Source organism: Embleya sp. NPDC050154, from assembly GCF_044460165.1.
In the GTDB taxonomy this organism is placed as follows: Bacteria; Actinomycetota; Actinomycetes; order Streptomycetales; family Streptomycetaceae; genus Embleya.
Window position 1 is genome coordinate 285,996 of record NZ_JBITJP010000014.1, and the last position, 20,822, is coordinate 306,817.

At 71.0% G+C, this 20,822-nt stretch carries 20 protein-coding genes; 13 read left to right on the forward strand and 7 right to left on the reverse strand.

All coding sequences use genetic code 11. From position 1 onward, the window contains the following. Positions 1–609: 609 nt before the first annotated feature. Genes eda through edd form a run of 3 tightly spaced genes read right to left on the reverse strand, consistent with a single transcriptional unit; the run spans position 610 to position 4,132 of the window. On the reverse strand, positions 610–1,230 hold the full coding sequence (gene eda, locus ACIBSV_RS28570; RefSeq protein ID WP_395867911.1) for a bifunctional 4-hydroxy-2-oxoglutarate aldolase/2-dehydro-3-deoxy-phosphogluconate aldolase: 621 nt from the start codon (positions 1,228–1,230) through the stop codon (positions 610–612). Beyond that, positions 1,227–2,246 carry a glucokinase gene (gene glk / locus ACIBSV_RS28575; protein WP_395867913.1) on the reverse strand — a complete coding sequence of 340 codons (1,020 nt, stop codon included), beginning with the start codon at positions 2,244–2,246 and terminating at the stop codon, positions 1,227–1,229. Before glk ends, eda begins: the two co-directional genes overlap by 4 nt. Beyond that, positions 2,243–4,132, reverse strand: coding sequence for a phosphogluconate dehydratase (edd, locus tag ACIBSV_RS28580; RefSeq protein WP_395867982.1), 1,890 nt, complete (start codon positions 4,130–4,132; stop codon positions 2,243–2,245). The genes glk and edd overlap by 4 nt, the downstream gene beginning before the upstream one ends. 230 nt (positions 4,133–4,362) lie before the next feature. On the opposite strand from edd, the gene ACIBSV_RS28585 reads away from it, so the two are divergent. From ACIBSV_RS28585 to ACIBSV_RS28610, 6 genes are all read left to right on the forward strand, one after another. After that, positions 4,363–5,550 (forward strand): ROK family protein, encoded by a 1,188-nt coding sequence (locus tag ACIBSV_RS28585; protein WP_395867915.1) that lies wholly within the window; start codon positions 4,363–4,365, stop codon positions 5,548–5,550. A gap of 339 nt (positions 5,551–5,889) precedes the next feature. Further along, positions 5,890–6,846: a pirin family protein gene (locus ACIBSV_RS28590; protein ID WP_395867917.1), complete on the forward strand. Its 957-nt coding sequence runs from the start codon at positions 5,890–5,892 to the stop codon at positions 6,844–6,846. 499 nt (positions 6,847–7,345) lie between these two features. Further along, positions 7,346–7,618, forward strand: coding sequence for a hypothetical protein (locus tag ACIBSV_RS28595; RefSeq protein WP_395867919.1), 273 nt, complete (start codon positions 7,346–7,348; stop codon positions 7,616–7,618). A 6-nt stretch (positions 7,619–7,624) separates the two neighbouring features. Continuing rightward, positions 7,625–8,590: a hypothetical protein gene (locus ACIBSV_RS28600; RefSeq protein WP_395867921.1), complete on the forward strand. Its 966-nt coding sequence runs from the start codon at positions 7,625–7,627 to the stop codon at positions 8,588–8,590. Between the two features lie 102 nt (positions 8,591–8,692). Beyond that, positions 8,693–8,986 (forward strand): hypothetical protein, encoded by a 294-nt coding sequence (locus ACIBSV_RS28605; protein ID WP_395867923.1) that lies wholly within the window; start codon positions 8,693–8,695, stop codon positions 8,984–8,986. Positions 8,987–9,171: 185 nt separating this feature from the next. Continuing rightward, positions 9,172–9,951: an endonuclease/exonuclease/phosphatase family protein gene (locus ACIBSV_RS28610; RefSeq protein WP_395867925.1), complete on the forward strand. Its 780-nt coding sequence runs from the start codon at positions 9,172–9,174 to the stop codon at positions 9,949–9,951. A 409-nt stretch (positions 9,952–10,360) separates the two neighbouring features. Here the strand turns inward: ACIBSV_RS28610 and ACIBSV_RS28615 are convergent, their stop codons facing one another. Next, a complete protein-coding gene (locus ACIBSV_RS28615) occupies positions 10,361–10,711 on the reverse strand; it encodes a hypothetical protein (RefSeq protein ID WP_395867927.1) in 351 nt (116 codons plus the stop codon). 205 nt (positions 10,712–10,916) lie between these two features. Between ACIBSV_RS28615 and ACIBSV_RS28620 the strand changes: the two genes are divergently transcribed. Together ACIBSV_RS28620 and ACIBSV_RS28625 are read left to right on the forward strand one after the other, a co-directional pair. Beyond that, positions 10,917–11,843, forward strand: a complete 927-nt coding sequence (locus ACIBSV_RS28620) for an alpha/beta hydrolase (RefSeq protein ID WP_395867929.1) — start codon at positions 10,917–10,919, stop codon at positions 11,841–11,843. Positions 11,844–11,902: 59 nt separating this feature from the next. After that, positions 11,903–12,193: an MTH1187 family thiamine-binding protein gene (locus ACIBSV_RS28625; RefSeq protein WP_395867931.1), complete on the forward strand. Its 291-nt coding sequence runs from the start codon at positions 11,903–11,905 to the stop codon at positions 12,191–12,193. A gap of 96 nt (positions 12,194–12,289) precedes the next feature. Here the strand turns inward: ACIBSV_RS28625 and cspE are convergent, their stop codons facing one another. Next, positions 12,290–12,499 (reverse strand): transcription antiterminator/RNA stability regulator CspE, encoded by a 210-nt coding sequence (gene cspE, locus ACIBSV_RS28630; protein WP_395867933.1) that lies wholly within the window; start codon positions 12,497–12,499, stop codon positions 12,290–12,292. A gap of 174 nt (positions 12,500–12,673) precedes the next feature. Here cspE and ACIBSV_RS28635 point away from each other — a divergent pair, with 174 nt between their 5' ends. The 4 genes from ACIBSV_RS28635 to ACIBSV_RS28650 all read left to right on the forward strand — a co-directional run bounded on the left by ACIBSV_RS28635 (position 12,674) and on the right by ACIBSV_RS28650 (position 16,619). Next, the gene (locus tag ACIBSV_RS28635) at positions 12,674–13,189 is read left to right on the forward strand and encodes a SigE family RNA polymerase sigma factor (RefSeq protein ID WP_395867935.1); all 516 of its coding nucleotides are present in this window, start codon (positions 12,674–12,676) and stop codon (positions 13,187–13,189) included. A 159-nt stretch (positions 13,190–13,348) separates the two neighbouring features. Further along, entirely contained in the window at positions 13,349–14,701 is a 1,353-nt protein-coding gene (locus ACIBSV_RS28640) for a hypothetical protein (protein ID WP_395867936.1), read from the forward strand. Between the two features lie 581 nt (positions 14,702–15,282). Continuing rightward, on the forward strand, positions 15,283–16,077 hold the full coding sequence (locus tag ACIBSV_RS28645) for a hypothetical protein (RefSeq protein ID WP_395867938.1): 795 nt from the start codon (positions 15,283–15,285) through the stop codon (positions 16,075–16,077). Between the two features lie 62 nt (positions 16,078–16,139). Next, positions 16,140–16,619, forward strand: a complete 480-nt coding sequence (locus ACIBSV_RS28650) for an RrF2 family transcriptional regulator (protein ID WP_395867940.1) — start codon at positions 16,140–16,142, stop codon at positions 16,617–16,619. A gap of 228 nt (positions 16,620–16,847) precedes the next feature. Here the strand turns inward: ACIBSV_RS28650 and ACIBSV_RS28655 are convergent, their stop codons facing one another. After that, a complete protein-coding gene (locus tag ACIBSV_RS28655; protein WP_395867943.1) occupies positions 16,848–18,020 on the reverse strand; it encodes a LysR family transcriptional regulator in 1,173 nt (390 codons plus the stop codon). A gap of 210 nt (positions 18,021–18,230) precedes the next feature. Between ACIBSV_RS28655 and ACIBSV_RS28660 the strand changes: the two genes are divergently transcribed. Continuing rightward, positions 18,231–19,307, forward strand: a complete 1,077-nt coding sequence (locus tag ACIBSV_RS28660; RefSeq protein ID WP_395867945.1) for a nitrilase family protein — start codon at positions 18,231–18,233, stop codon at positions 19,305–19,307. A 55-nt stretch (positions 19,308–19,362) separates the two neighbouring features. Here ACIBSV_RS28660 and ACIBSV_RS28665 read toward each other — a convergent pair whose 3' ends face one another. Next, entirely contained in the window at positions 19,363–20,352 is a 990-nt protein-coding gene (locus ACIBSV_RS28665) for a zinc-binding dehydrogenase (protein ID WP_395867984.1), read from the reverse strand. Positions 20,353–20,822: the final 470 nt, after the last annotated feature.

Below are 20,822 nucleotides of genomic sequence, written 5' to 3' on the forward strand. Positions count from 1 at the left end.
GGAAGAAATGAAAGCGCCCACACCCCGCACCCACCTCTTCGTAGACTCCTACAAGAGCCGGCCGCCCACATCCCCCGATTCAACCCCCACCCCGGGCAAAGGGTCCTCATGCGCGGCGGCGCCGAGCCACGAGGTCCTCGGCCGGGCCCGCTCATCTCGCGCACGACACCCAAGCCGCACAACCCCAACGGCCACACCCCGAGCCCAACGCCACCCCAACGCCGCCCCCCCGGCGCGTCAGCGCCCCCGCCCCCCGCCCACCCCAGTGATCGACGCGCGAAGCGCGGAGAGCGGCGGAGCCGCAAGTTTGGGCTTCGTGCCCCGGAGCGAAGCGGAGGGACACGAAGCCCCGAGCGAGGCCCCACCTTTTTTCTCGGAGGAGCGAAGCGGGGGAGAGAAAAAAGGTGGGGCCTCGCGAGCCGGCGACGAAGTCGCCCAAAAAAGAAGAGACCCGCTCTCCTCGCCGAAGAGCGGGTCCCTATTCGCGGTCTCCGCAGGTCGAACCCTCATACGACCTGCTCGTTCGTGGGCCGAACCCTCATACGGCCCACCATCCGCGGTCCGTGCCCCTGGCGCACCTCAGGGCAGAGCGCGCCAGGGGACGATTTATTACCCGCGCAGCCCCGAGGCTTCGCGAGCGAGCTTTTCCACCCGCGCCCAGTCGCGCGAGGCGACCGCGTCCGCGGGAAGCATCCAGGACCCGCCGACGCACGCCACGTTCGGCAGCGCCAGGTAGGTCGGGGCCGAGGCCGGGGTGATTCCGCCCGTCGGGCAGAACCGCACATCCGGCACCGGCGAGGCCAGCGACTTCAGGTACGGCGCGCCGCCCGAGGCCTCGGCCGGGAAGAACTTCATCTCCCGGACCCCGAGTTCGCGCAGCCCCAGTACCTCGGACACCGTCGACGTCCCGGGCAGGAAGGACAGCCCGGTGTCCACCAGCGCCCCGTACAGCGTCTCGGTGCAGCCCGGCGTGACCAGGAAGCGCGCGCCGGCCTCGGCCGCCGCCTTCGCCTGATCCGGCGTCAGGACCGTACCGGCGCCCACGAACGCGCCCTCGACCTCGGCCGCGATCCGCTCGATCGCGCCGAGCGCGGCCGGCGTGCGCAGGGTGACCTCGACGGCGGGCAGTCCACCCGCCACCAGCGCGCGCGCCAGCGGGACGGCCGACTCCACGTCGTCCACGATCACCACCGGGATCACCGGGGCCAGGTCCAGAGCGGACGTGCTCACGCCGCCACCTCCACGAGTCGAGTGCTGCGCGCGTCCAGCCACGCGGACGCGCCGCGCAGTGCCGGATGCGGGGCCACCACGAGTGCGGTGGAGATGCGGTGCAGGTACGGCGCCATCGTCGGGTTGGTCTCGAAGCCCATCCGGAACTCGCTCTTGAGCAGCACGTCGATGATCCGGGGCAGGATGCCGCCGGCCAGGAAGACGCCGCCGCGAGCGCCCATGGTCAGGGCCACCCCACCGGCGAACGTGCCGAGCAGTCGGCAGAACGTCTCCACCGTCGCGACACACACCTCGTCGCTGCCGTCCAGCGCGCGCGAGGAGATGTCCGCCGGGCTGAGCGCCTCGGCCGGGACTCCGCGCACCGCGGCCGTGCAGCGGTGCAGGCGACACAGTCCGGGGCCGGACAGCACGTGCTCGGCGGTCACCGTGCCCAGGCCGCCGCGCTCGTCGCGCAGCACCTCCAGGGCCGCGGCGTCCGGACCGTGCGCCGGACGGAGCAGGACGTGTCCGCCCTCGCCCGGCAGCGGCACCCAGCCGCCGCCCGGGATCGGTACCAGACCGGCCACGCCGAGTCCGGTACCGGGGCCGAGCACCGCCATCGGCAGCGTCGGGTCGGGCAGTCGGTCGCCGACCACGATCAGGTCGTCGCCCGCGAGGTGCGGCAACGACAGTGCCAGCGCCTCGAAGTCGTTGATCAGGTGCAGATCCGGGACGCCCAGCTTGACCCGGGTCTCCGCGATGGACAGCACCCACGCGCCGTTGGTCAGCCGGAACCGGTCGCCGTGTACGGGGCCCGCGACCGCCGCGCAGATCGCGCTCGGCCGGGCCGCGCCGGAGCGGTCCAGGTAGTCCTCGATCGCGGCGGCCAGGTCCACGTGGTCCTCGCTCCGCAGCCCGAGCACGTGTTCGGGCCGGCCGCCCGGCTCGGAGACCACGGCGAAGCGCGCGTTGGTGCCGCCGATGTCGGCGACCAGCCACGGGCTGTCGGGGGTCGGCTGTGCCACGGTGCCACTCACGCTGTTCCTCCTGCAAAAGTCCCAGCGTCGAAACTTGCGGCCGCGACCGCGCCGAACACGCCTGCGCCCAGGTCGGCCGGGCCGACCCCGGCGCGCAGCGCGGTGAACAGTTCACGTCCCGTACCGACCCACTCGGCGTCGGTCGGGGCCGCGCCGGCGACCTCGCGCACGCTCAGGTCGGCCTCCGTCGTCAGCGTCCCCGCGACCGCGTCCACCGTCACGATGTCGCCGTCGCGGATCCTGCCGATCGGGCCACCGGCCGCCGCCTCGGGCGTGCAGTGGATCGCCGCCGGGATCTTGCCGGACGCGCCGGAGAGCCGGCCGTCGGTGACCAGTGCCACGTGGTGGCCCCGGTCCTGCAGGACGCCGAGCGCGGGGATCAGCTTGTGCAGCTCGGGCATGCCGTTCGCGCGCGGGCCCTGGTAGCGCAGCACCGCGATCAGGTCGTGGTCGAGCTCGTTGTTCTCGAACGCGGCGAGGAACTCGGCCTGTCCGTCGAACACCCGCGCGGGCGCGGTCACCACGTGGTGCGACGGGTCGACCGCGGACACCTTGATCACCGCGCGACCGAGATCGCCGTGCAACATCCGCAGCCCGCCGTCGGGCGCGAACGGCTTGTCGTACGGCCGCAGCACCTCCAGGTCCAGGCTCTCGGTCGGGCCGTCCACCCAGACGATCGAGCCGTCCTCGGTGAGCTGCGGCTCGCGCCGGTACCGGTTCAGCCCGTCGCCCGCGACGGTGCGCACGTCCTCGTTGAGCAGCCCGCCGTCGAGCAGCGTGCCGATCAGGAACGCGGTGCCGCCCGCGGCGTGGAAGTGGTTGATGTCCGCCGGACCGTTCGGGTACATCCGGGTCAGCAGCGGGACCACGGTGGACAGCTCGGCGAAGTCGTCCCAGGTCAGCGTGATCCCGGCGGCGGCGGCCATCGCGACCAGGTGCAGCGTGTGGTTGGTGGAGCCGCCGGTGGCCAGCAGCGCGACGACCGAGTTCACCCAGGCCTTCTCGTCGAGCACCTCGCCGATCGGCGTGTACTCGCGGACCAGCGACGTCGGGTCGCCGAGCGAGGTGGTGGCCGCGACCCGGCGGCCCGCCTCGTCGGTCAGCGCCTTGCGCAGCGGCTGGTCGGGGTGCACGAAGCTGGCGCCCGGCAGGTGCAGACCGAGCACCTCCATCACGAGCTGGTTCGTGTTGGCGGTGCCGTAGAAGGTGCAGGTCCCGATGCCGTGGTAGGCGCCGGCCTCGGCGTCGAGCAGTTCCTCGCGGGAGACCTTGCCCTCGGCGAAGCGCTGCCGGACCCGGGCCTTCTCCTTGTTGGGCAGGCCGGAGGACATCGGACCGGCCGGCACGAAGATGGTCGGCAGGTGCCCGAAGGACAGCGCGCCGATCACCAGGCCGGGGACGATCTTGTCGCACACGCCGAGCATCAGCGCGCCGTCGAACATGTCGTGCGCGAGCGCCACCGCCGCCGCCATCGCGACCACGTCGCGGCTGAACAGGGAGAGCTCCATGCCCGCGCGGCCCTGGGTGATCCCGTCGCACATGGCGGGTACGCCGCCCGCGAACTGGGCCACGCCGCCCGCCTCGGCCACCGCGGCCTTGAGCTGCTCGGGGTAGGTGCGCAGCGGCTGGTGCGCGGAGAGCATGTCGTTGTACGAGGAGACGATCGCGACGTTCGGCTTGACCGGGCCCTGGGGGCCGGTGCCGCGCAGCCCGAGCTTCTCGCTGGGCGAGCAGGCGGCGAAGCCGTGGGCGAAGTTCGCGCAACCGAGCTGACCGCGTGCGGGGGCCTCGGAGGCCGCCGCCCGGATCCGCTCCAGGTAAGCCGTACGAGTGGCGGCACTGCGGCGCGCGATGCGCTCCGTCACTGCGGCCACCGTCGGGTGGATCCTCTGCTCGCTCACGATCTTCGTGCCCCTGCTGTCGGCGGCTGCTCTGCCGGTTCGGGTACCAAACTAGGGGTACTTTTGCCTCTTGGCAAGCAAAAGAGTGACGCTCGGGTGTCGAAGTAGTGAACTTAGGGCTTTGACCGAGGGAAAGCTGCCCTGGTTCACTGGATGGCATGGCCCGACGCGCGAACCCCATTCCGCACAGCAGTGCAGGCGAGGTGCTTCGCCTTGTGCGTGAAGGGGATGCCGAGACCCGGGCGGACGTCGCCCGGCTGACCGGGCTGTCCCGATCCGCGGTGGCGGCCCGGATCGACGAACTGGTCGACGCGGGCCTGCTCGCCGAGCGCGCCGACGGCGTGTCCACCGGCGGCCGACCGCCGATCCGCCTCGAACTCAACCCCGACGGCGGCTTGGTGCTCGCCGCGTCGCTCGGCAGCAGCCGAGGTCAGTTGGCGGTCTGCGACCTGACCGGCCGGGTGTTGGCCAGCCGGGAGACCCAGATGGCCGCGCAGGGCGGACCGGACGCGGTGCTCACCGGACTCCCGGACTGGATCGACACGATGCTGGCGGAGGAGGGCTTCGACCCGGCGCGTGTGCGCGGAGTCGGGGTGGCCGTTCCCGGGCCGGTCGAGCTGGACACCGGGCGCGCGGCCGGCGCGCCGACGCTGCCCGGCTGGGACGGGGTGGCGATAGCCCCCACGCTGCAACGCCGGTTGCCGGTACCGGTGTACGTGGACAACGACGTGAACGTGATGGCGCTCGGCGAGTACCGGGCCCGGGCCGACGCCGGCGATCTGGTGTTCGTCAAGGCGTCCACCGGTATCGGCGCGGGCATAGTCGCCGACGGAAAGGTGTACCGCGGCGCACTCGGCGCGGCGGGCGAGATCGGGCACATCCCGGTCGCCGGCGGCACCGGCGTGCGGTGTTGGTGCGGCAATGTGGACTGCCTCGAAGTGCTGGCCAGCGGACGGCACTTGATCGAGACGCTGGCCGCGCACGGGGCACGGTTCCCGGACGGTCGCGAGGTCTCCAGCGTGCGGGACGTGGTGGCCTTGGCGGCGGCCGGTCAGCCCGAGGCGGTCCGGCTCGTGCGCGAGTCGGGTCGCATGCTCGGCGAGGTGCTGGCGAGCGTGGTCAACGTGCTCAACCCGGCGGTCGTGGTGCTGGGCGGCGACCTGGCCGACGCGGGTGATCCACTGCTCGCGGGCGTGCGCGAGGTCGTCTACAAGCGGTCCACCGCCGTGGCCACGCGCGAGCTGCGGATCGTGCCGAGCGTGCTGGGTGAGGCTGCGGGTCTGACCGGCTGCGCCTTCATGGCCCTGGATCAGATCCTCTCGCCCGACTCGGTGGACGCCACGCTCGCGCGGCTCGCGGGCCAGCGGTCGTTGCCGAGCGTCAACCGGGCGCTTCCGGCCTGAAGCCGGGCTCGGAGCCGGGCCTGAATCCGGCCCGAAGCCCGGCGGGATCCCGGCCGGAAGCCCGTTCCGAAGCCGGGCCTGTAGCGCGATTTCTCGAAGCCGGGCTCGCAGCCCAATCCAAAGCCGGGCCCGAAACCCGCCCCGGATGCCGGCCCGAGCCATTCGGGCCCTCTTCGTGCCCTCCACCACCCCTGGACCGGCCGCGTGCCGCGCCCACCCGGCCGCTTCCGCATGCCCGAAAGAGGATCCTCCGCGCGGGGAATGTTGAGAGGGCAACTATCGTTGAGGCGAGCAAGACCCGGGAAAGCCGGGACCGCACTCGTCCTCGAGGAGCAGGCCATGCCCGCCGTCACCGTTTCCAACCCGCTGGCCCTGCCGCGTCTGCCGGAACCCGGTCTCGACGCGCGGCCGCGTCCCGTACTCGCCGTCACCACCGCGCCGAGCGGTGTCGAGGGTGAGGGTTTCCCGGTGCGGCGCGCCCTCGCGGGGGTCAACCAGACCTACCTCGACCCGTTCATCATGATGGATCAAATGGGCGCGGTGGACTACGCGCCGGGTGAGCCCAAGGGCACCCCGTGGCACCCGCACCGCGGCTTCGAGACGGTCACCTATCTGATCGACGGCGAGTTCGTACACCAGGACTCGGCGGGCGGCGGCGGTGTGATCACCGACGGCGACACGCAGTGGATGACGGCCGGCTCCGGTCTGCTGCACATCGAGGCGCCGCCGGAGGCGCTGGTGGCCAGTGGCGGTCTGTTCCACGGCATCCAGTTGTGGGTGAACCTGCCGTCCGCGCAGAAGATGACCGATCCGCGCTACCAGGACATCCGCGCGGGCGACGTCAAGCTGCTCGCGTCGGACGACGGCGGCGCGCTGGTCCGGCTGATCGCCGGCTCCGTCGGCGGCTTCGACGGTCCCGGCATCACCCACACCCCGATCACGTTGCTGCATGCCTCGGTCAATCCGGGCGCACGACTTTCGCTGCCCTGGAACAAGGACTACAACGCGCTGGTGTACGTACTCGCGGGTTCCGGCACCGTCGGCACCGATCGGCGACCGATCGAAACCGGCCGGCTCGCGGTGTTCGGTGCCGGGGACACGATCGACCTCCAGGCCGACACCCGGCAGGATTCGAACAAGCCCAACCTCGAGGTGATCGTCCTGGGCGGGCAGCCGATCGGCGAGGAAGTCGCCTGGTATGGCCCGTTCGTGATGAACACGCACGCCGAACTGGCTCAGGCGTTCGACGACTTCAAGGCCGGTCGGATGGGACGGATCCCGGCGGAGCGGATCTGACGGCAGATCAACAGTGGCCGAAGATCATCGGCAGGGTATCTGACGGTTCGTCAGAGCCCTTAGAGTGCAAGGGAATGCCTCGAAGGGGCGAGCGCTGGGCTACGCAACGCAGCCGAGCGGTCGCCCCTTGACGCTGTCCCGCCCACTGGCCACACTGAACAAGGTCAAATGGAACGTACCGGTTTGCCGCGCTATGAGTGCGGCCTGCGGAAAGAGGAGTGGAGCCGTCACCTCACCACCGTGAGCTCCGCCGCCGGGTCGAAGTGGCCCCGGTCGACGGGCGCGATGCGACACCGGACGAGAGGAGTCCGCGTATGTCCTGGCCCTCCCGGGTGGCACACGGCATCGGTGACGGTGACCGACGGCCGCCCCACGCTTCATATTTCGCCAATTCACCGACCGGTTCTCCGACGTTCGGTGTGGTCGTGACCGGTGTACCGCCGACGGGTGCCTCGGTGATCGACGCACGGCTCGGTACGACCGAGCCCTGGGGGCCGTGATGGCCGGCGACTGGCGCAAGAAGTTCGTCGAGAGCACGGTCAAGACCCGTACCTCGTCTTCGAATTGGATCGCGCTCAAGATCGTTCACTCGAACGTGCTGACCATGCTCATCCTGGGCACCGCCGCGGTGTTCGCGGTGGTGCTGCATCTCAAGGGGCGCGCGCGCGACGGTGAGTTCTTCGCGATCGGGATAGCCGCGCCGTGGATACTGGCGGCATACCGGCACAGCCGCGCCTGCAAGCCGTGCCCACGTCAGTCGGGAGGGGGATAACAGGCGATGAGTGCGTACGAGCCGCCACCACCCCCCGAGGCACGCGGACTTCGACTCGGTGACCTGGTCCGTCGCCGTCATCTCGCCGACCCCGACGACGAGGAACCGGCATTCCCGGCCCCTCGTGAAGAACGCGTGAGCGAGCCCGGACGCGGCTCCTCGCGCGGCACCCGCGCGCCGCGCCAGGACGACGAGCCGTCCTGGCGGCGGGACTTGCGGGAGCGTCGGAAGCACGAGCGGGACGCGGCCGAGGCCCGGCGTACGACCGAGCGCGCGAGCGGGTCGGGCGCGCGCCCCGGGCGAGCCGACGAGCGCCGCGCCGATGCCGCCCGAAGCGCCGACGCGCAACGGTCCGAGCGCGGCCCCGGGGCCGCCGACCCTCCCACGCGCCCCACGGTGCGGCACGTGATGAAGCCTCGCGACCCGGGCCGACACAACGCCCCCGCGACCCCCGTCGAAAGCGCGCGCAAGCTGCCGTGGCGCAAGCCCGCGAAGGCGACCGGCTCGGGAGCGGGCGCGGCCGGGGCCGGCGCCGCGGCCGACGCCGCGAGCACCTCCGCCGGCGCCTCCGGCCTGGCCAGGTTCGTCCGCAAGGGCCCCGCGGCCGGCGCCGGAGACGACTCCACCGGACCGGCCGATTCCGGTACACAGGGTGGGAGTTCGGGCATACCCAAGGTGCCGGCGCCGTTCGCGGGCGGTACCGACGGGAGTACCGGGTCCAGCTTCGGTCCGTTCACCGGGACCGACCTGGCCATGCTGATTCCCGCCGGATTCGCCGCCTATTACGGTGCGGGGCTCCTCGTGAGCTGCTCGTCCGAGGCAGGCTTCATGGCGGCCTTTTGCCTGTGGCTCATGATGGGCTTCTGGATCGTGATCGTCAGCGCGAAATGGCCGTTGATGCGGCTCATGCGCTGGGCCTGGGTGCTCGCCGGTCTGATGGCCGGCGCATCCATCCCCATCGGTGGCGGGTGACGGTGCGTGCGACGTGAGTAGCTTACGAACCGTCATATCACGGGTACGCCAAGGCAAACAGGGACCGGCGGACGACCGCAGGACCGGAGGGGAATCATGCACATGTCGCTGAGCGCCGTGGCCGCTGCCGCGCCCGACTCCATCGTCGAGCTCCAAATGGCGGTGACCACCGAGACGAGCAGCGTCGGTCGCGGGGTGACCGTCGGTGTCCCGATCCTGATCATCTTCATTCTCTTCTACCTGGTCACCCACAAGAACTACAAGATCGGTGGCCTGATACTGGCCTTCGTGGCCGGTGTGATGTTGTCCGGAACCCAGGTGGCGTCCTCGCTCTCCGAGTTGGTCGACCACTTCGTCACGGCCGGCGTCAACGCGGTCAGCGACGTGTTCAGCTGAGCCTGGGCCGTGCGGGTCGGGGGCGTGGGTCGAGTCGGGCCGGGCCGGCCCGACTCGGGTCGAGCAGGCCGGAGCCGAAGGGGGACGGGCCGAAACGGGCCCGTCCCACGGCCCGGTCCCGAACCCGCACGGGTGGTGGGTGACCTGCGGCGTGCCACCGTCGTCCCGGTGGTAGTCCCCAGGACATGAGCGACCCCCTGCACGTGATGACCTTCAATCTGCGCGGCCCGGAGAATCCGACGCCGAACTCGTGGCGGGAACGCCGCCCGCTCGTGCTGGAGCTGATCCGCCGCGAGCGTCCGCACGTGCTCGGCACCCAGGAGGGGCGCTGGCATCAACTCCGGCCGCTGGCACGCGAACTGCGGGCTCGGTACGACTGGATCGGCCTCGGTCGCGAGGGCGGCAGCCGGTCCGAGTTCTGCGCGGTCTTCTACGACGTCGAGCGACTGGAACCGCTGGCCTTCGATCACGTGTGGCTGTCCGCGTTCCCGCGCCTGATCGGATCGCGCACGTGGGGCAATTGGCGCCATCCCCGGATGATGACCTGGATTCGCTTCCGGGATCTGGCCACCGACACCGAGTTCGGCTTCGTGAACACGCACTGGGACCACGTCTCGGCCAACGCGCGACGCAGGAGCGCGCACGCGACGCGGGCCCTGTTGGCCCGCCGGTTCGCCGGGGAACCGGCCGTCGTGGTGGGCGACTTCAACGTCGGCGCGGCCAGTGCTCCGCACGCCGTTTTGACCGCCGGTGGTCTGCTGCGCGACACCGGTGCGGCCGACGCGACCCGGACGTACAACAACTGGGAACCGCCCGTGGACGGCGAGCGCATCGACTGGATCCTGGCCACCGCCGACTTCGACGTCGTCGACGCGCGCACGCTGACCTGGACTCGGGACGGCCGCTGCCCGTCCGACCACTGGCCGGTCCAGGCCCGGCTGAGCCTGCGGGCGCCGGCCTCGTGAGCCGGCCTCGAGCGCCCCGGTGGGCCTCCCCTGGCTCGCGCCGCGCAAGATCCGCCGATCGGACGGCCTCCCGGGCCTGGACGATCGCCGGGTAGCGGGCGGTGGAGGCGAACATCGAGGGGGACGAGGGCTCGCTGTCGGTCTACGGGGAGATCCCGCTGGAATACGGGCTGCGCTGTCGCAGGTGCGGCGCGAGTGGGCGGAATGGGCGGCCGAGCAGGTGGCTCGGACGGAGTGACCGGCCGGGTGCGGCGGGCGCGTGGGGTGCTGCCGCGATACGCACGAACGGCGCGGGCGGATCCGGTGTCCCGGGTCGGCCCGCGCCGTACGTGTCTCGGATGGGCGCTCGGTCGTTCGTTCGTGTGCGCGGCCGCTCGGCCGGCTCGTGGTCGGCCGAGCGGTCGCGGGGTCAGCGGAACTCGTGCACGACTTCGATCGGTCCCACGATGTGCCGATTGAACTCGGTCAACTCCTCGGCGGGGACCCACAGTTCCAGGATGGTTCGGCCACCCGCCTGCCGTACCGGGTAGCGGATCACGAACTCGGTCTCGATCCGAAAGCGGGTCACGTAGCCGACCCCGGAGGCCGGTACGTTCCAGTCGCGCGCGATCTTGATCGCGTAGTCCTCGTTCAGCACCGGATAGAAGATCGGCTGGTCGGGCAGCCTGGCCGGCCACGCGGTCCAGCCGGACTCGCGCACGAGCTCCAGTTCGGCCGGTCCGGTCGGCCGCCAGAGCGTCGTGGTGGGGATGGCGTTCATGGCCACATGGTGCGTCCGCGGGTGGTCCGGGTGAAAGCGGATTTCGCAGGTGGGGGCGGTCGCCGGCCCGCGGTCCGGGGGGTGCCCGCGGGCGGCGGGCCGATCGCCGGCCCGGGTGCCGCGGGGGAGTGACTTCCGCCTCGCTTCGCCCGGATCTGACGCACCGTCATAGAAGTTGGCGGCGTGCGCTGCTACTTTCCGCGGCATGGAACACCGCATCGACCCCGAATTGCTCGCGGTCCTCCCGTACCTGCCGATCGTGGACATCTCCGACCCGGTCGCCTTCCGCGCGGCGCAGCGGGCCCGGACCCAGCCGGTGCAGCGCCCGGACGGCCTGCTGATCGAGGACCGGATCGTGGCCGGGGACGTCCCGGTGCGGATCTACACGCCGAAGGAGGCGGCCGAGGCAGCCGGTCCGGACGGCTTGCTCGGCGTGCTGCTGTGGTTCCACGGCGGCGGCTTCGTGTTCGGCGACATCGACAGCTCGGACGGCAGCTGTGTGGCGACCGCGCTCGAGGTCGGCTGCGTCGTGGTGAGCGTCGAGTATCGGCTCGCGCCCGAGTACCCGTTCCCGGCCGGCTTCGAGGACGCGTGGGCGGCGCTGCGGTGGGTGGCCGAGCACGCGGCCTCGTTCGGCGGCGACCCGGCGCGGATCGCGGTGGGCGGGGTCAGCGCCGGCGGTGGTCTGGCCGCCGCGCTGGCGCTGCGGGCCCGGGACGAGGGTGGGCCGGCGCTGGTTCACCAGGTGTTGGACACCGCCGTCCTGGACGACCGCCTGGACACGCCGTCGATGCTCGAGTTCGAGTCGGCGCCGCTGTGGGACCGCCGTCAGGCGGCGCTGAGCTGGCGGTACTACCTGGCGGGCGCCGAGCCCACCGCCTACGCGGCCCCGGCTCGGGCCGAGGACGTGGCGAACCTGCCGCCGGCGTACATCACCGCCAACGAACTCGACCCGCTGCGCGACGAGGCGATCGAGTACGCGGGCCGGCTGATCCGCGCGGGCGTCCGGGTGGAACTGCACCACCGGCCCGGTACCTTCCACGGCTCCAACGCGATCCCGACCGCCGACGTCTCGCGCCGTGCGATGGCGGACATCCGCCGCGCGCTGCGGACCGCTTTCGAGGTCGCGTAGCGGTGCCGGCCTCGGCCTAGGCTGGGGGCGTCGTTGTTCGGGCTGCGGAAGGTGTTGTCGTGATCGTCGCGTTCTCGGTGTCCCCGCTCGGTGTCGGTGAAGACGTCGGGGAGGCGGTCGCGGAAGCCGTCAAGGTGGTGCGGGCCAGCGGCCTGCCGAACCGGACCGACGCGATGTTCACCTCGATCGAGGGCGAGTGGGACGAGGTGATGGCCGTGGTGAAGGCGGCCGTCGAGGCGGTCAAGGCGCACTCGAACCGGGTCAGCCTGGTGCTCAAGGCGGACATTCGCGAAGGCGTCGTCGACGGGCTGACGGCGAAGGTCGAGACGATCGAGCGGTACCTGGCGTAGAGGTCGCGGCCCACCGGGCGCGGTCTCGCACCGTCGTGGCCACGGATCGGCGAGCCGACCTCGTGGCCACGATCGGGGTTGTCCCGGTCGACGGCGTCAGATGGCCAGCACGTTGGCGGCGCTCGGGCCCTTCTGGCCGTCCTGTACCTCGAACTCGACCGCCTGGCCCTCGGCGAGTGTCTTGAAGCCGTTGCCCTGGATCGCGCTGAAGTGCACGAAGACGTCCTTACTGCCGTCCTCCGGGCTGATGAAGCCGAACCCCTTGGCTTCGTTGAACCACTTCACGCTCCCCTTGATCCTGGCCATCCGGTCGCCTCTCCCCAACTCCGAAGTACCGCGTGGTACGCGCGCCTCGAGCCTGCCCAACCCGATGGGCACCGGAAACCAGGAACCCGGTCGGCCGGGCCGTGTCGGGCGGGCTGTAACGGATCGACGGGCCCATCCCATTCCCCTGGTGACGTCGACGAACGGGGGCATCGGATGGCAGGCGCGAGCGACGCGAGCTTCCAGGAGTTCGCCGCCACGCACAGCCGCAGGCTGTTCCGTACCGCGTGCCTGCTCACCTCGGGTGACTGGCACGGCGCCGAGGACCTGCTCCAGGAGACGCTGGGCAAGCTGTACCCGAGATGGCGCAAGGTCAGCCGGATGGACTGGCCGTTCGCCTACGCGCACACCACCCTGGTCCGCCTCTACATCGAACAGCAGCGCCGCAAGAGTTCCACCGAGCGCACCACCGACTCGGTGCCCGAACACGCGGTCCGTCCGACGGGGGATCCCGAGCTGCGGCTCACCCTCCTGGACGGCCTGGCCGCACTCGCGCCGAAGGATCGGGCGGTGCTGGTCCTGCGCTACTGGGAGGACCGCTCCGTGGAGCAGACCGCCGACGCGCTGGACATGTCCGAGGGAGCGGTACGGGTGCGCGCGCATCGCGCCCTGGATCGGCTTCGGGCGTTGCTCGGCGATCAACTGGCGGGACTTGCCCTCGACCGGGCGTGAGGGGACCGACTTCGAGCGGTCGTCGCTCGTGCGTTCGTTGCGACCCTTCCACGCTTCCGCGCTTCGGGTGTCGAGGGACATATCCCACGTTCACCCCCAGGTTTTCCGCATCTTCGCTGAGCTCTCGTTACTTCTACCGAAAGGACCGGTGATCGCATCGTGGCCGCTGACCACCCGGGCTGGACCTCCCGGGGTTCGGATCGGCAAGTTCCCGACTCGGACCGCGACTTCGAGCGGGATCTGCCCGGCGCGTTGAGCACGCTGGCCGACACGTTCCCGGAGCACGACCCCGGGGTGATCCCTCGGGGCCTGGCCCGTGGCAGGCAACTGCGTCGGGTCCGGCGCCTGCGGATCGGTGCCGCCGCGTGTGCGATGGCGGTTGCCGTGGTCGGCGGCGGGGTGGCGCTCGATCGGGGCCTCGCGGCCGACGGGTCGCCGGCCTCCCGCCGTACCCTCCCGGATACGGACCTGCCGACGGGGTGGCCGGTGACCGGGAACCAGATGATCTCCGTGCTCACGAGCCTGTTGCCGGCCAAGGGGGAGGTGAGCGACGCCCTCGGTACGGGGTCGCAGCTCACGCCCAAGGACCCGCCGATGATCGCCAAGAACCCGACCGCGCAGCTCGTGTACCGCGACGGGACCGGTGCGACCGGCGTACGGGTCAAGCTGTCGCGCCCGGCACCGAACACCCCCGACGCCCGGCTCACCGACTGTGGCGCCGTCGACGGGCGCAAGCCCTACGACGAGTGCAAGACCACCAAGCGGCCGGACGGCTCGAAACTGACGGTCGCCAAGACGCACCTCGACGCGTGGGGGGAGGAGCGGCAAAAGCATTGGCGGGTCATCCTGGATCGACCCGACGGCGGCCGGATCGCGGCGGATGTCTACAGCGGAGGGGCCCGCGACCAGCACATCGGTTCGGACAAGGGCACCATCGGGATCAAGGAGGATCCGCGACTGTCGATCGCGGACCTCACCCGGATCGTGACGGACTCACATTGGGAGAAGGCCGTCACCGCGCTTCCCACACCGGACAAGCGCATGCTGGCGATCTTGGAGAGCGTGCTTCCCCCGGGGCTGAACATCACGACCAAGGGTGAGCCGGACTACGGCGCGTCGATGATCATCACGGACGTGCGAGGGGTGTCGGGCGTCAGCGCGAACGTGCGGATCACGGACGAGCCGCTGCAGTCCTGCGCCGGGATCCCGGACTGCCGAACCCGGACCCTGCCCGACGGCACCACGACCTTCGCCGCACGGCAGCCGGTGGGCAACGCGCCGCCCGAGTTCGTCCAATGGCGCGCGGGGGTGCGCTATCCGGACGGGCGCACGGTGTGGGTCGACGCGGGGAACAGCTCCAGCGGCCGAACGGTCATGACCTCCGCGGACGAGGACATCGAGGGGGCCCTGTTCGAACCCGAGCTCGGCCCACACAGGCCGTCCCGCGACGAACCGGTACTGACCCTCGACCAGCTCGAGGCGATGGCCGGCGACCCGCGCTGGACCCGGTAGTCCTGCGAAGTAGCCGCCGCCCGAAGTCCTCGGTGGTCCCGACGGGCCACCGAGGACTTCGGCACATTCGCGCCGGGACTCTGCTCGGGCCGCCGCTGGGACCGTCGGGGTCTTTTGCCCGCTCCGTCGTGAGCGTTGCCCGGAGTTCGTCGTGCGCGCGCGTTGTCGGGAGTCTCACCGTGCGCGTTGTCATCCAAGGCAGGCCGGGGACGCCGGTCGGGGATCGCGCCTCGAACGTGTCGCGTCCGCCCCCGATTTCCCGCCGGGTGGATTTCCCGACGCACATGAAATCCGTTGTACGGAGGGGTGGTCCGGGGATCTGCCCGGTTGCCGAGGTCAGCCCGTAAGTGCGGTTTTCCGTTGTGCGGACGCGGTGTTCTCTAGGACCCACTAGGCCGGCCGCCCCTTCGGGCGGCGGCCGGCCCTGGGTGGGGGAAGATCACTCGGGAGGGTGATTGACGGTAACCGCGCTGGCACTGTCTGCTGTTCCCCGTATCCAAAACGTAAGTCGGCCCCCGCTGGTGCTACGAACACCGATGCGAGGGCCTGACCACCGAACGAGGAAAGAGCCCACCTCGCCCATGGCTGTATCCCAGCGTATCGATGCCCCCACCCCTGTCCAGGACCCTGTCGTCACCGTGTTGGCCCAATATGGCGGCCTTTCGGGGCGCGCGTTGGAGGCGGCCCTCCGCTACCACGTCATGCCCGCGGACACCCCGCTCACGGTCGACACCATCCGCGAACTCCTCGGCGTGGGCGCCCACATCGCCCGCCGCGTGCTTCGTGAACTCACCGAGGCCGGCATCGCGGTGGCCAAGCGGTTACGGGACTCGGCGACCGGGCGGATGCTCGGCCGCCTCACGGAGTGGTCCGGGCCGCGCACGTCCGGAGACGCTCCCGAGTCCACTGCCGCACCTACCGCATCCGACGCCACCACCACCGTCTCGGCCGTCGACGATCCCGCCGTGCGCGCGCTCGCGCTGCTCCGTTCCCTCGCCGATGTGGACGAGCGATTGGCCTTCAAGGAGCGGGAGTTGCGCACCCTCGTCCCGTTCCTGGTGGACCGTCTGGCCGGCGGCGACACCCACGTCGAAGCCGAGGTCTTTCGCGAACTCACCGAAGACCTACCGCCACCGGGCCGAGCGATCAAGACCGGTCTGCTGCACTACCGCCTCACCAAGGCTCCGAAGCAACCCGTGATCCCGTCCCAGGCGCGCCGCCCGCGCCTGGTCGAATGCGCCGACTGCGGCCGCCCCGGCCCCGACCTGATCCCCGGCGACCTCTGCCGGCACTGCCGCACCGGCACCGACCCCGCGCCACTCGACGGCGCGGCCCGGGCCAGACGACTCCTGCAACTCGCCGCCCACCCGCTCTGACCTTAGGCCGATCGGGGGAGTGGGAGTTGTTCCGGCTATTCTGGATGGGTAGCGTCCAGCATATGCAGATGAGCGAAGGCGTGGAGTGGGCGCTGCACAGTTGCCTCAACCTGGCATGGGCCGAGTCGGGTACGGCCGTCACGGCCACGAAACTGGCCGCCTTCTACGGCCTGCCCGCCGCGTACCTGAACAAGCAACTCCAGGCCCTCGCCCGCGCCGGCATCGTCACCTCGACCTCCGGCCCACGCGGCGGCTTCCGCCTCGCCCGCGCGCTCAAGGACATCACCCTGATGGACGTGGTGGTCGCGATCGAGGGCCCCGACCCCGCGTTCCGCTGCCAACAAATCCTGCACAACGGCCCCGACGCCGACCCCACCGCCGACTACCGCACCTCCTGCGCCATCGCCCAGGCCATGTCCCGAGCCGACCTCGCCTGGCGCCACGAACTGGCCGGCCAAACCCTCGCCGACCTCAGAACCACCGTCGAATCCCGCTCCCCGGAAACCCCGGAACTGACCCGAGCCCGCCTCGCCAAGAAGTAACCCCCGACGGCGGCGCCTCGGGCGCGGCGGCGATCCGGACGCGGTGCCCTGGGGGTGTGGAGCCCTGGACGCGGTGCCCTGGGGTATGGAGCCCTGGACGCGGTGCTCTGGGATGCGGGGGCTTGGGACGCGGCACGGCGGCCGAATGCGGCCCCGCACGCGGCGACCCGGCGGCAGCGCCCGGCCGCGGTGCCCTGCCACGTCCGAACCCCGGTCCACACGCAAACGTCACCCGGCGAACCCCGCCGGGCCGCCGGTCCTTCCACCACCGCGTCGTGGGCCGCGTCCGGCTTTCCTCCTGGCACCCGACCACGTCGACTCCGCGTCGGCGGCCCATCGATCGCGCCCGCGGCCGAGTTCGTCGCGCCGACCCGCGAGTTCCTGGACGACGACGAGGAAGTTGTCCCGTACCCGAGTGGCCCGAGCGGGATCCCAGACCGCGCCGATCCGCCAGGAAACCGCGTCCGACCTGCCGGTCGACCCACTACCGGCCCCACCACCGGCCCCACCACCGGCCCCACCACCGGTCCTACCTCCGGCCCCACCACCGGACCCTTCGGCGGACCTCCCGCCGGACCCGTTCTCGCGCCCACCGCCGGACCCGCTTTCCCATCCACTCTCGGACTCGATCGGCGTCACCGTGACGGTCGCCGACGCGATGCCGGCGGCGCCCGCCGGTACCAGGGCCGCACCCACCCCGGCCGCCACCAGGGCCAGCACCGTCTGCAGGTCGGAGGCCTCTTGTACCGGTTCCGGCCGGGCTCCGAACTCCTCCTCGAACCGCTCGATCTGCCGCACCAGCCCCGGCCCCTTGGCACGTGTCAGCCGCACCACCGGCCGCCCGCGCAACCACGCGGCGACTCCCGCCGGATCCGTCGGCGGTGGATCCTGATCCCCGGGTGAGGCCACCGCCAGGGTGTCGACCAGTACGACGAGCCGCCCCAGGTCCTCCGGCGCCGGCAGCCGTACGAACCCCACGTCGAGGTCGCCCGCCCGCACCGCCTCTACCTGTGCGTTCGACGACATGTCCTCCAGCGTGATCTCGACCCCCGGAAAGCGCCGTCGAAAGGCCGCCACGGCCTGTGGCGCCAGATCGATCCCGGACAGGCCGAATCCGACCGCCAGACTTCCGGCCTCCCCGCGCTTGAACTGCGCGGCGCGGCGGCTCAACGCGTCGACGCGCCGCACCAGTTCCCGCGCTTCCGGCAACAGCGCCTGCCCGAGCCGGGTCGCCTCGGCCCCTCGCCGCCCACGCGTGAACAGCGCGCCGCCGACCTCCGCCTCCAACGTCTGAATCTGCTTCGTCAACGCAGGCTGGGTGATCGACAACCGCCCCGCCGCAACCCCGAACCCACCACAGTCCGCCACCGCCACCAGCGCCCGCAGCAACCGCACGTCCATGACCGAAGCCTAGATCGCGTTCCATTCCATCGGGTTATCGAAACGCACCGAACATTCATTGGACCGCAGCCGGTGTCCCCGACTGTGATGAGAGAACACAGAACGCAATCGAATCGAAAACCGAACCGAACCGAACCGAACCGAACCGGATCGCACCCAGTCGGACCGGACCCGGTCGGATCGCACCGAACCAGAAATCGGGAGTGATCGATGGAGCAAACCCTGCGGTGCGCGTCGGTACAGTTCGAGCCGCGCCCGGACGACAAGTCGTACAACCTCGCCCGCGTCGAACACTTCGTCCGCGAGGCCGCCGCCGACGGAGTCCGCCTGGTCGTACTGCCCGAGATGTGCCTGCTCGGCTACTGGCACCTGCGCCGACACACCCCCGAACGCCTGCGCGAACTCGCCGAGCCACTCTCCGGCCCGTCCGTCACACGGGTACGTCGGCTCGCGATGGACCTGGACACAGCGGCCGGCCTGGGCTTCCTCGAAATCGACGAGGCCGACGGCCGCCTCTACAACGCGTACGCCGTCTGCCTGCCCGACGGCCGAGTGCACTGCCACCGCAAGCTCCACGCTTTCGAACACGAGGCCATCTCCAGCGGCGACCGCTACACCGTCTTCGACACCCCGTGGGATATCCGCGTCGGCATCCTCATCTGCTGGGACAACAACCTCGTCGAGAACGTCCGCGCCACCGCGCTCCTCGGCGCCTCGATCCTGGTCGCCCCGCACCAAACCGGCGGCACCGCCTCACGCAGCCCACACTCGATGCGCCCGATCCCGATGGCCCTGTGGGAGGCCCGCCACCGCGACCCCGCCGCGATCGAGGCGGCCTTGCGCGGCGACAGCGGCCGCGCCTGGCTCCTGCGCTGGCTCCCGGCCCGCGCCCACGACAACGGCCTGGCCCTGATCTTCAGCAACGGCGTGGGCCGCGACGACGACGAGGTCCGCACCGGCAACGCGATGATCCTCGACCCCTACGGCCGAATCCTCACCGAGACCTGGTCGCCCGAAGACACCATGGTCACCGCCGACATCGACCTGTCCCTGATCCCGATGTCCACCGGCCGCCGCTGGCTCAAGGGCCGCCGCCCCGACCTCTACACCATCCTCACCCAGCACTTCGGTGACGAACGAGACCCCCGAACCGCCCGCTTCTCCACCACCCCACCCACCCTCAACCCCGCACCCGCGCCCTCATCCGCGCCCTCGCCCGCGCCCTCATCGGCACCCCGGCCCGCCCCGGACTCCTCGGCCGCACCCCACGCCCGCCACGAGCGGTAGACGCCGCCTGCCTCCACGAGTCAATGCCGTCGCGCCCACCACCCGGCACGCGCGCTCACGGACCGGTCAGCACAACCAACTTGCCCACGGTGTGGCCCATTTCCATGTCGGTATGAGCCTGCCGGATGTCGTCCATTCGATAGACGTGCGTCGGCCCCAGCGAAATCCGCCCCGCGGCGATCTCGTCCAGGTAGCGCTGCAACACCTCCTCCGGCAGATCACCGCTCTCGCCCCCATAGGCCGTCAACCGAACCCCCTTCGGCAGATACCCAATGGGATAGAAGTCGCGCACGAGCCACTCGTTGGACAACATCCCGGTGAAACACACCGTCCCGTGCACCCGCGTGGCGGCCAACGTGTCCGGCAACGTCGGCGTACCCACCAACTCCAGCGCCGCGTCCACCCCAGCCGGATACAAAGCCCGCACCGCGCCGGCCACATCCCCGTCATCGATCAGAACGTGGTCGACCCCCTGCGCCTTCAGCACATCCACGTTCCCGGCCTTGCGAGTGGTGGCCAAAACCGTCGCCCCAAGCCCCTTGGCCAACGCGGCGGCAGCCAACCCAACCGAGGAAGTCCCCCCGCGTACCAGCAGAGTCTGCCCGGCAGCCAAATCCAGCCCGGTCGTCAGCGACCCATAGGCCGTCTGCAACGTCTCCGGTACCGCTCCGACCACCTCCCACGGCAACTCCGACGAAAAGGGAATGACCTGCCCCACCGGCACCAACGTGTACTCCGCGTACCCACCGTCGTAGGTCCGCCCCATATTGCCCATCATCGTCACCACTTGCTGCCCGACCGCCGGCCCAGACCCCGCATCGGCCGGATCAAGCGCGTCCACAACCCCCACAGCCTCGATCCCCGGCACCCGCGGAAAGCTGACCCCCTCCGCCAACCCCAGCCGCGTATGCAACTCCGACCGATTGAGCCCAAAGGCCCGAACCGCAACCCGAACCCACCCGGCCCGCACCTCCGGAACCGGCACGTCCCGAACCACAAGATTCCCGACCGGCCCGGGCCCACTCAACACAACAGCCCGCATCATCCCGACCACCAACCCCTCCAACCCTCACCAAAACCGCCGCCCCCCAACCACCCCACCCAACATCACCAACCCGCCCACCACCGCCCAACGCCACACCGACCCCAACCCCAAACATCACGCCCGCCCGCCCGCAGGCATCCGAGACCCGCCGAAATCTGCGTGCAGGACGTCGAACAAATGTCCGGCTTGACGTCTGGGCGGGTGCATCCGCAAAGTACAACGCGACCACCAACGCCCCTTCCTCCGAGGCGAGAACCCCCGGCCGACCCTGCCGCGAGGCGCCAAGTGCGTGACTGCTCAGAGCCCGAACAGCCCGAACCGGCTCCCGGCACCGTGGTACTCCCGACCCGGTGCACCCGGCACCGCCTCACGATCGGCACACGAAACGACCCGCATGCCCTGACCGCCGCACCCACACCTCCCGAGTCGCGCCGAAACCCCACAACGGGCCCCGTCGCCCGAAGGCCCGA

What these genes read in the sequence shown, in the direction of transcription:
- ACIBSV_RS28590 (WP_395867917.1), top strand. Translation starts at nt 5,890, where the DNA reads ATGCCCGCCGTCACCGTTTCCAACCCGCTGGCCCTGCCGCGTCTGCCG.
- ACIBSV_RS28595 (WP_395867919.1), top strand. Translation starts at nt 7,346, where the DNA reads ATGGCCGGCGACTGGCGCAAGAAGTTCGTCGAGAGCACGGTCAAGACC.
- ACIBSV_RS28600 (WP_395867921.1), top strand. Translation starts at nt 7,625, where the DNA reads ATGAGTGCGTACGAGCCGCCACCACCCCCCGAGGCACGCGGACTTCGA.
- ACIBSV_RS28605 (WP_395867923.1), top strand. Translation starts at nt 8,693, where the DNA reads ATGTCGCTGAGCGCCGTGGCCGCTGCCGCGCCCGACTCCATCGTCGAG.
- ACIBSV_RS28610 (WP_395867925.1), top strand. Translation starts at nt 9,172, where the DNA reads ATGAGCGACCCCCTGCACGTGATGACCTTCAATCTGCGCGGCCCGGAG.
- ACIBSV_RS28615 (WP_395867927.1), bottom strand. Translation starts at nt 10,711, where the DNA reads ATGAACGCCATCCCCACCACGACGCTCTGGCGGCCGACCGGACCGGCC.
- ACIBSV_RS28620 (WP_395867929.1), top strand. Translation starts at nt 10,917, where the DNA reads ATGGAACACCGCATCGACCCCGAATTGCTCGCGGTCCTCCCGTACCTG.
- cspE (WP_395867933.1), bottom strand. Translation starts at nt 12,499, where the DNA reads ATGGCCAGGATCAAGGGGAGCGTGAAGTGGTTCAACGAAGCCAAGGGG.
- ACIBSV_RS28635 (WP_395867935.1), top strand. Translation starts at nt 12,674, where the DNA reads ATGGCAGGCGCGAGCGACGCGAGCTTCCAGGAGTTCGCCGCCACGCAC.
- ACIBSV_RS28645 (WP_395867938.1), top strand. Translation starts at nt 15,283, where the DNA reads ATGGCTGTATCCCAGCGTATCGATGCCCCCACCCCTGTCCAGGACCCT.
- ACIBSV_RS28650 (WP_395867940.1), top strand. Translation starts at nt 16,140, where the DNA reads ATGCAGATGAGCGAAGGCGTGGAGTGGGCGCTGCACAGTTGCCTCAAC.
- ACIBSV_RS28655 (WP_395867943.1), bottom strand. Translation starts at nt 18,020, where the DNA reads ATGGACGTGCGGTTGCTGCGGGCGCTGGTGGCGGTGGCGGACTGTGGT.
- ACIBSV_RS28660 (WP_395867945.1), top strand. Translation starts at nt 18,231, where the DNA reads ATGGAGCAAACCCTGCGGTGCGCGTCGGTACAGTTCGAGCCGCGCCCG.
- ACIBSV_RS28665 (WP_395867984.1), bottom strand. Translation starts at nt 20,352, where the DNA reads ATGATGCGGGCTGTTGTGTTGAGTGGGCCCGGGCCGGTCGGGAATCTT.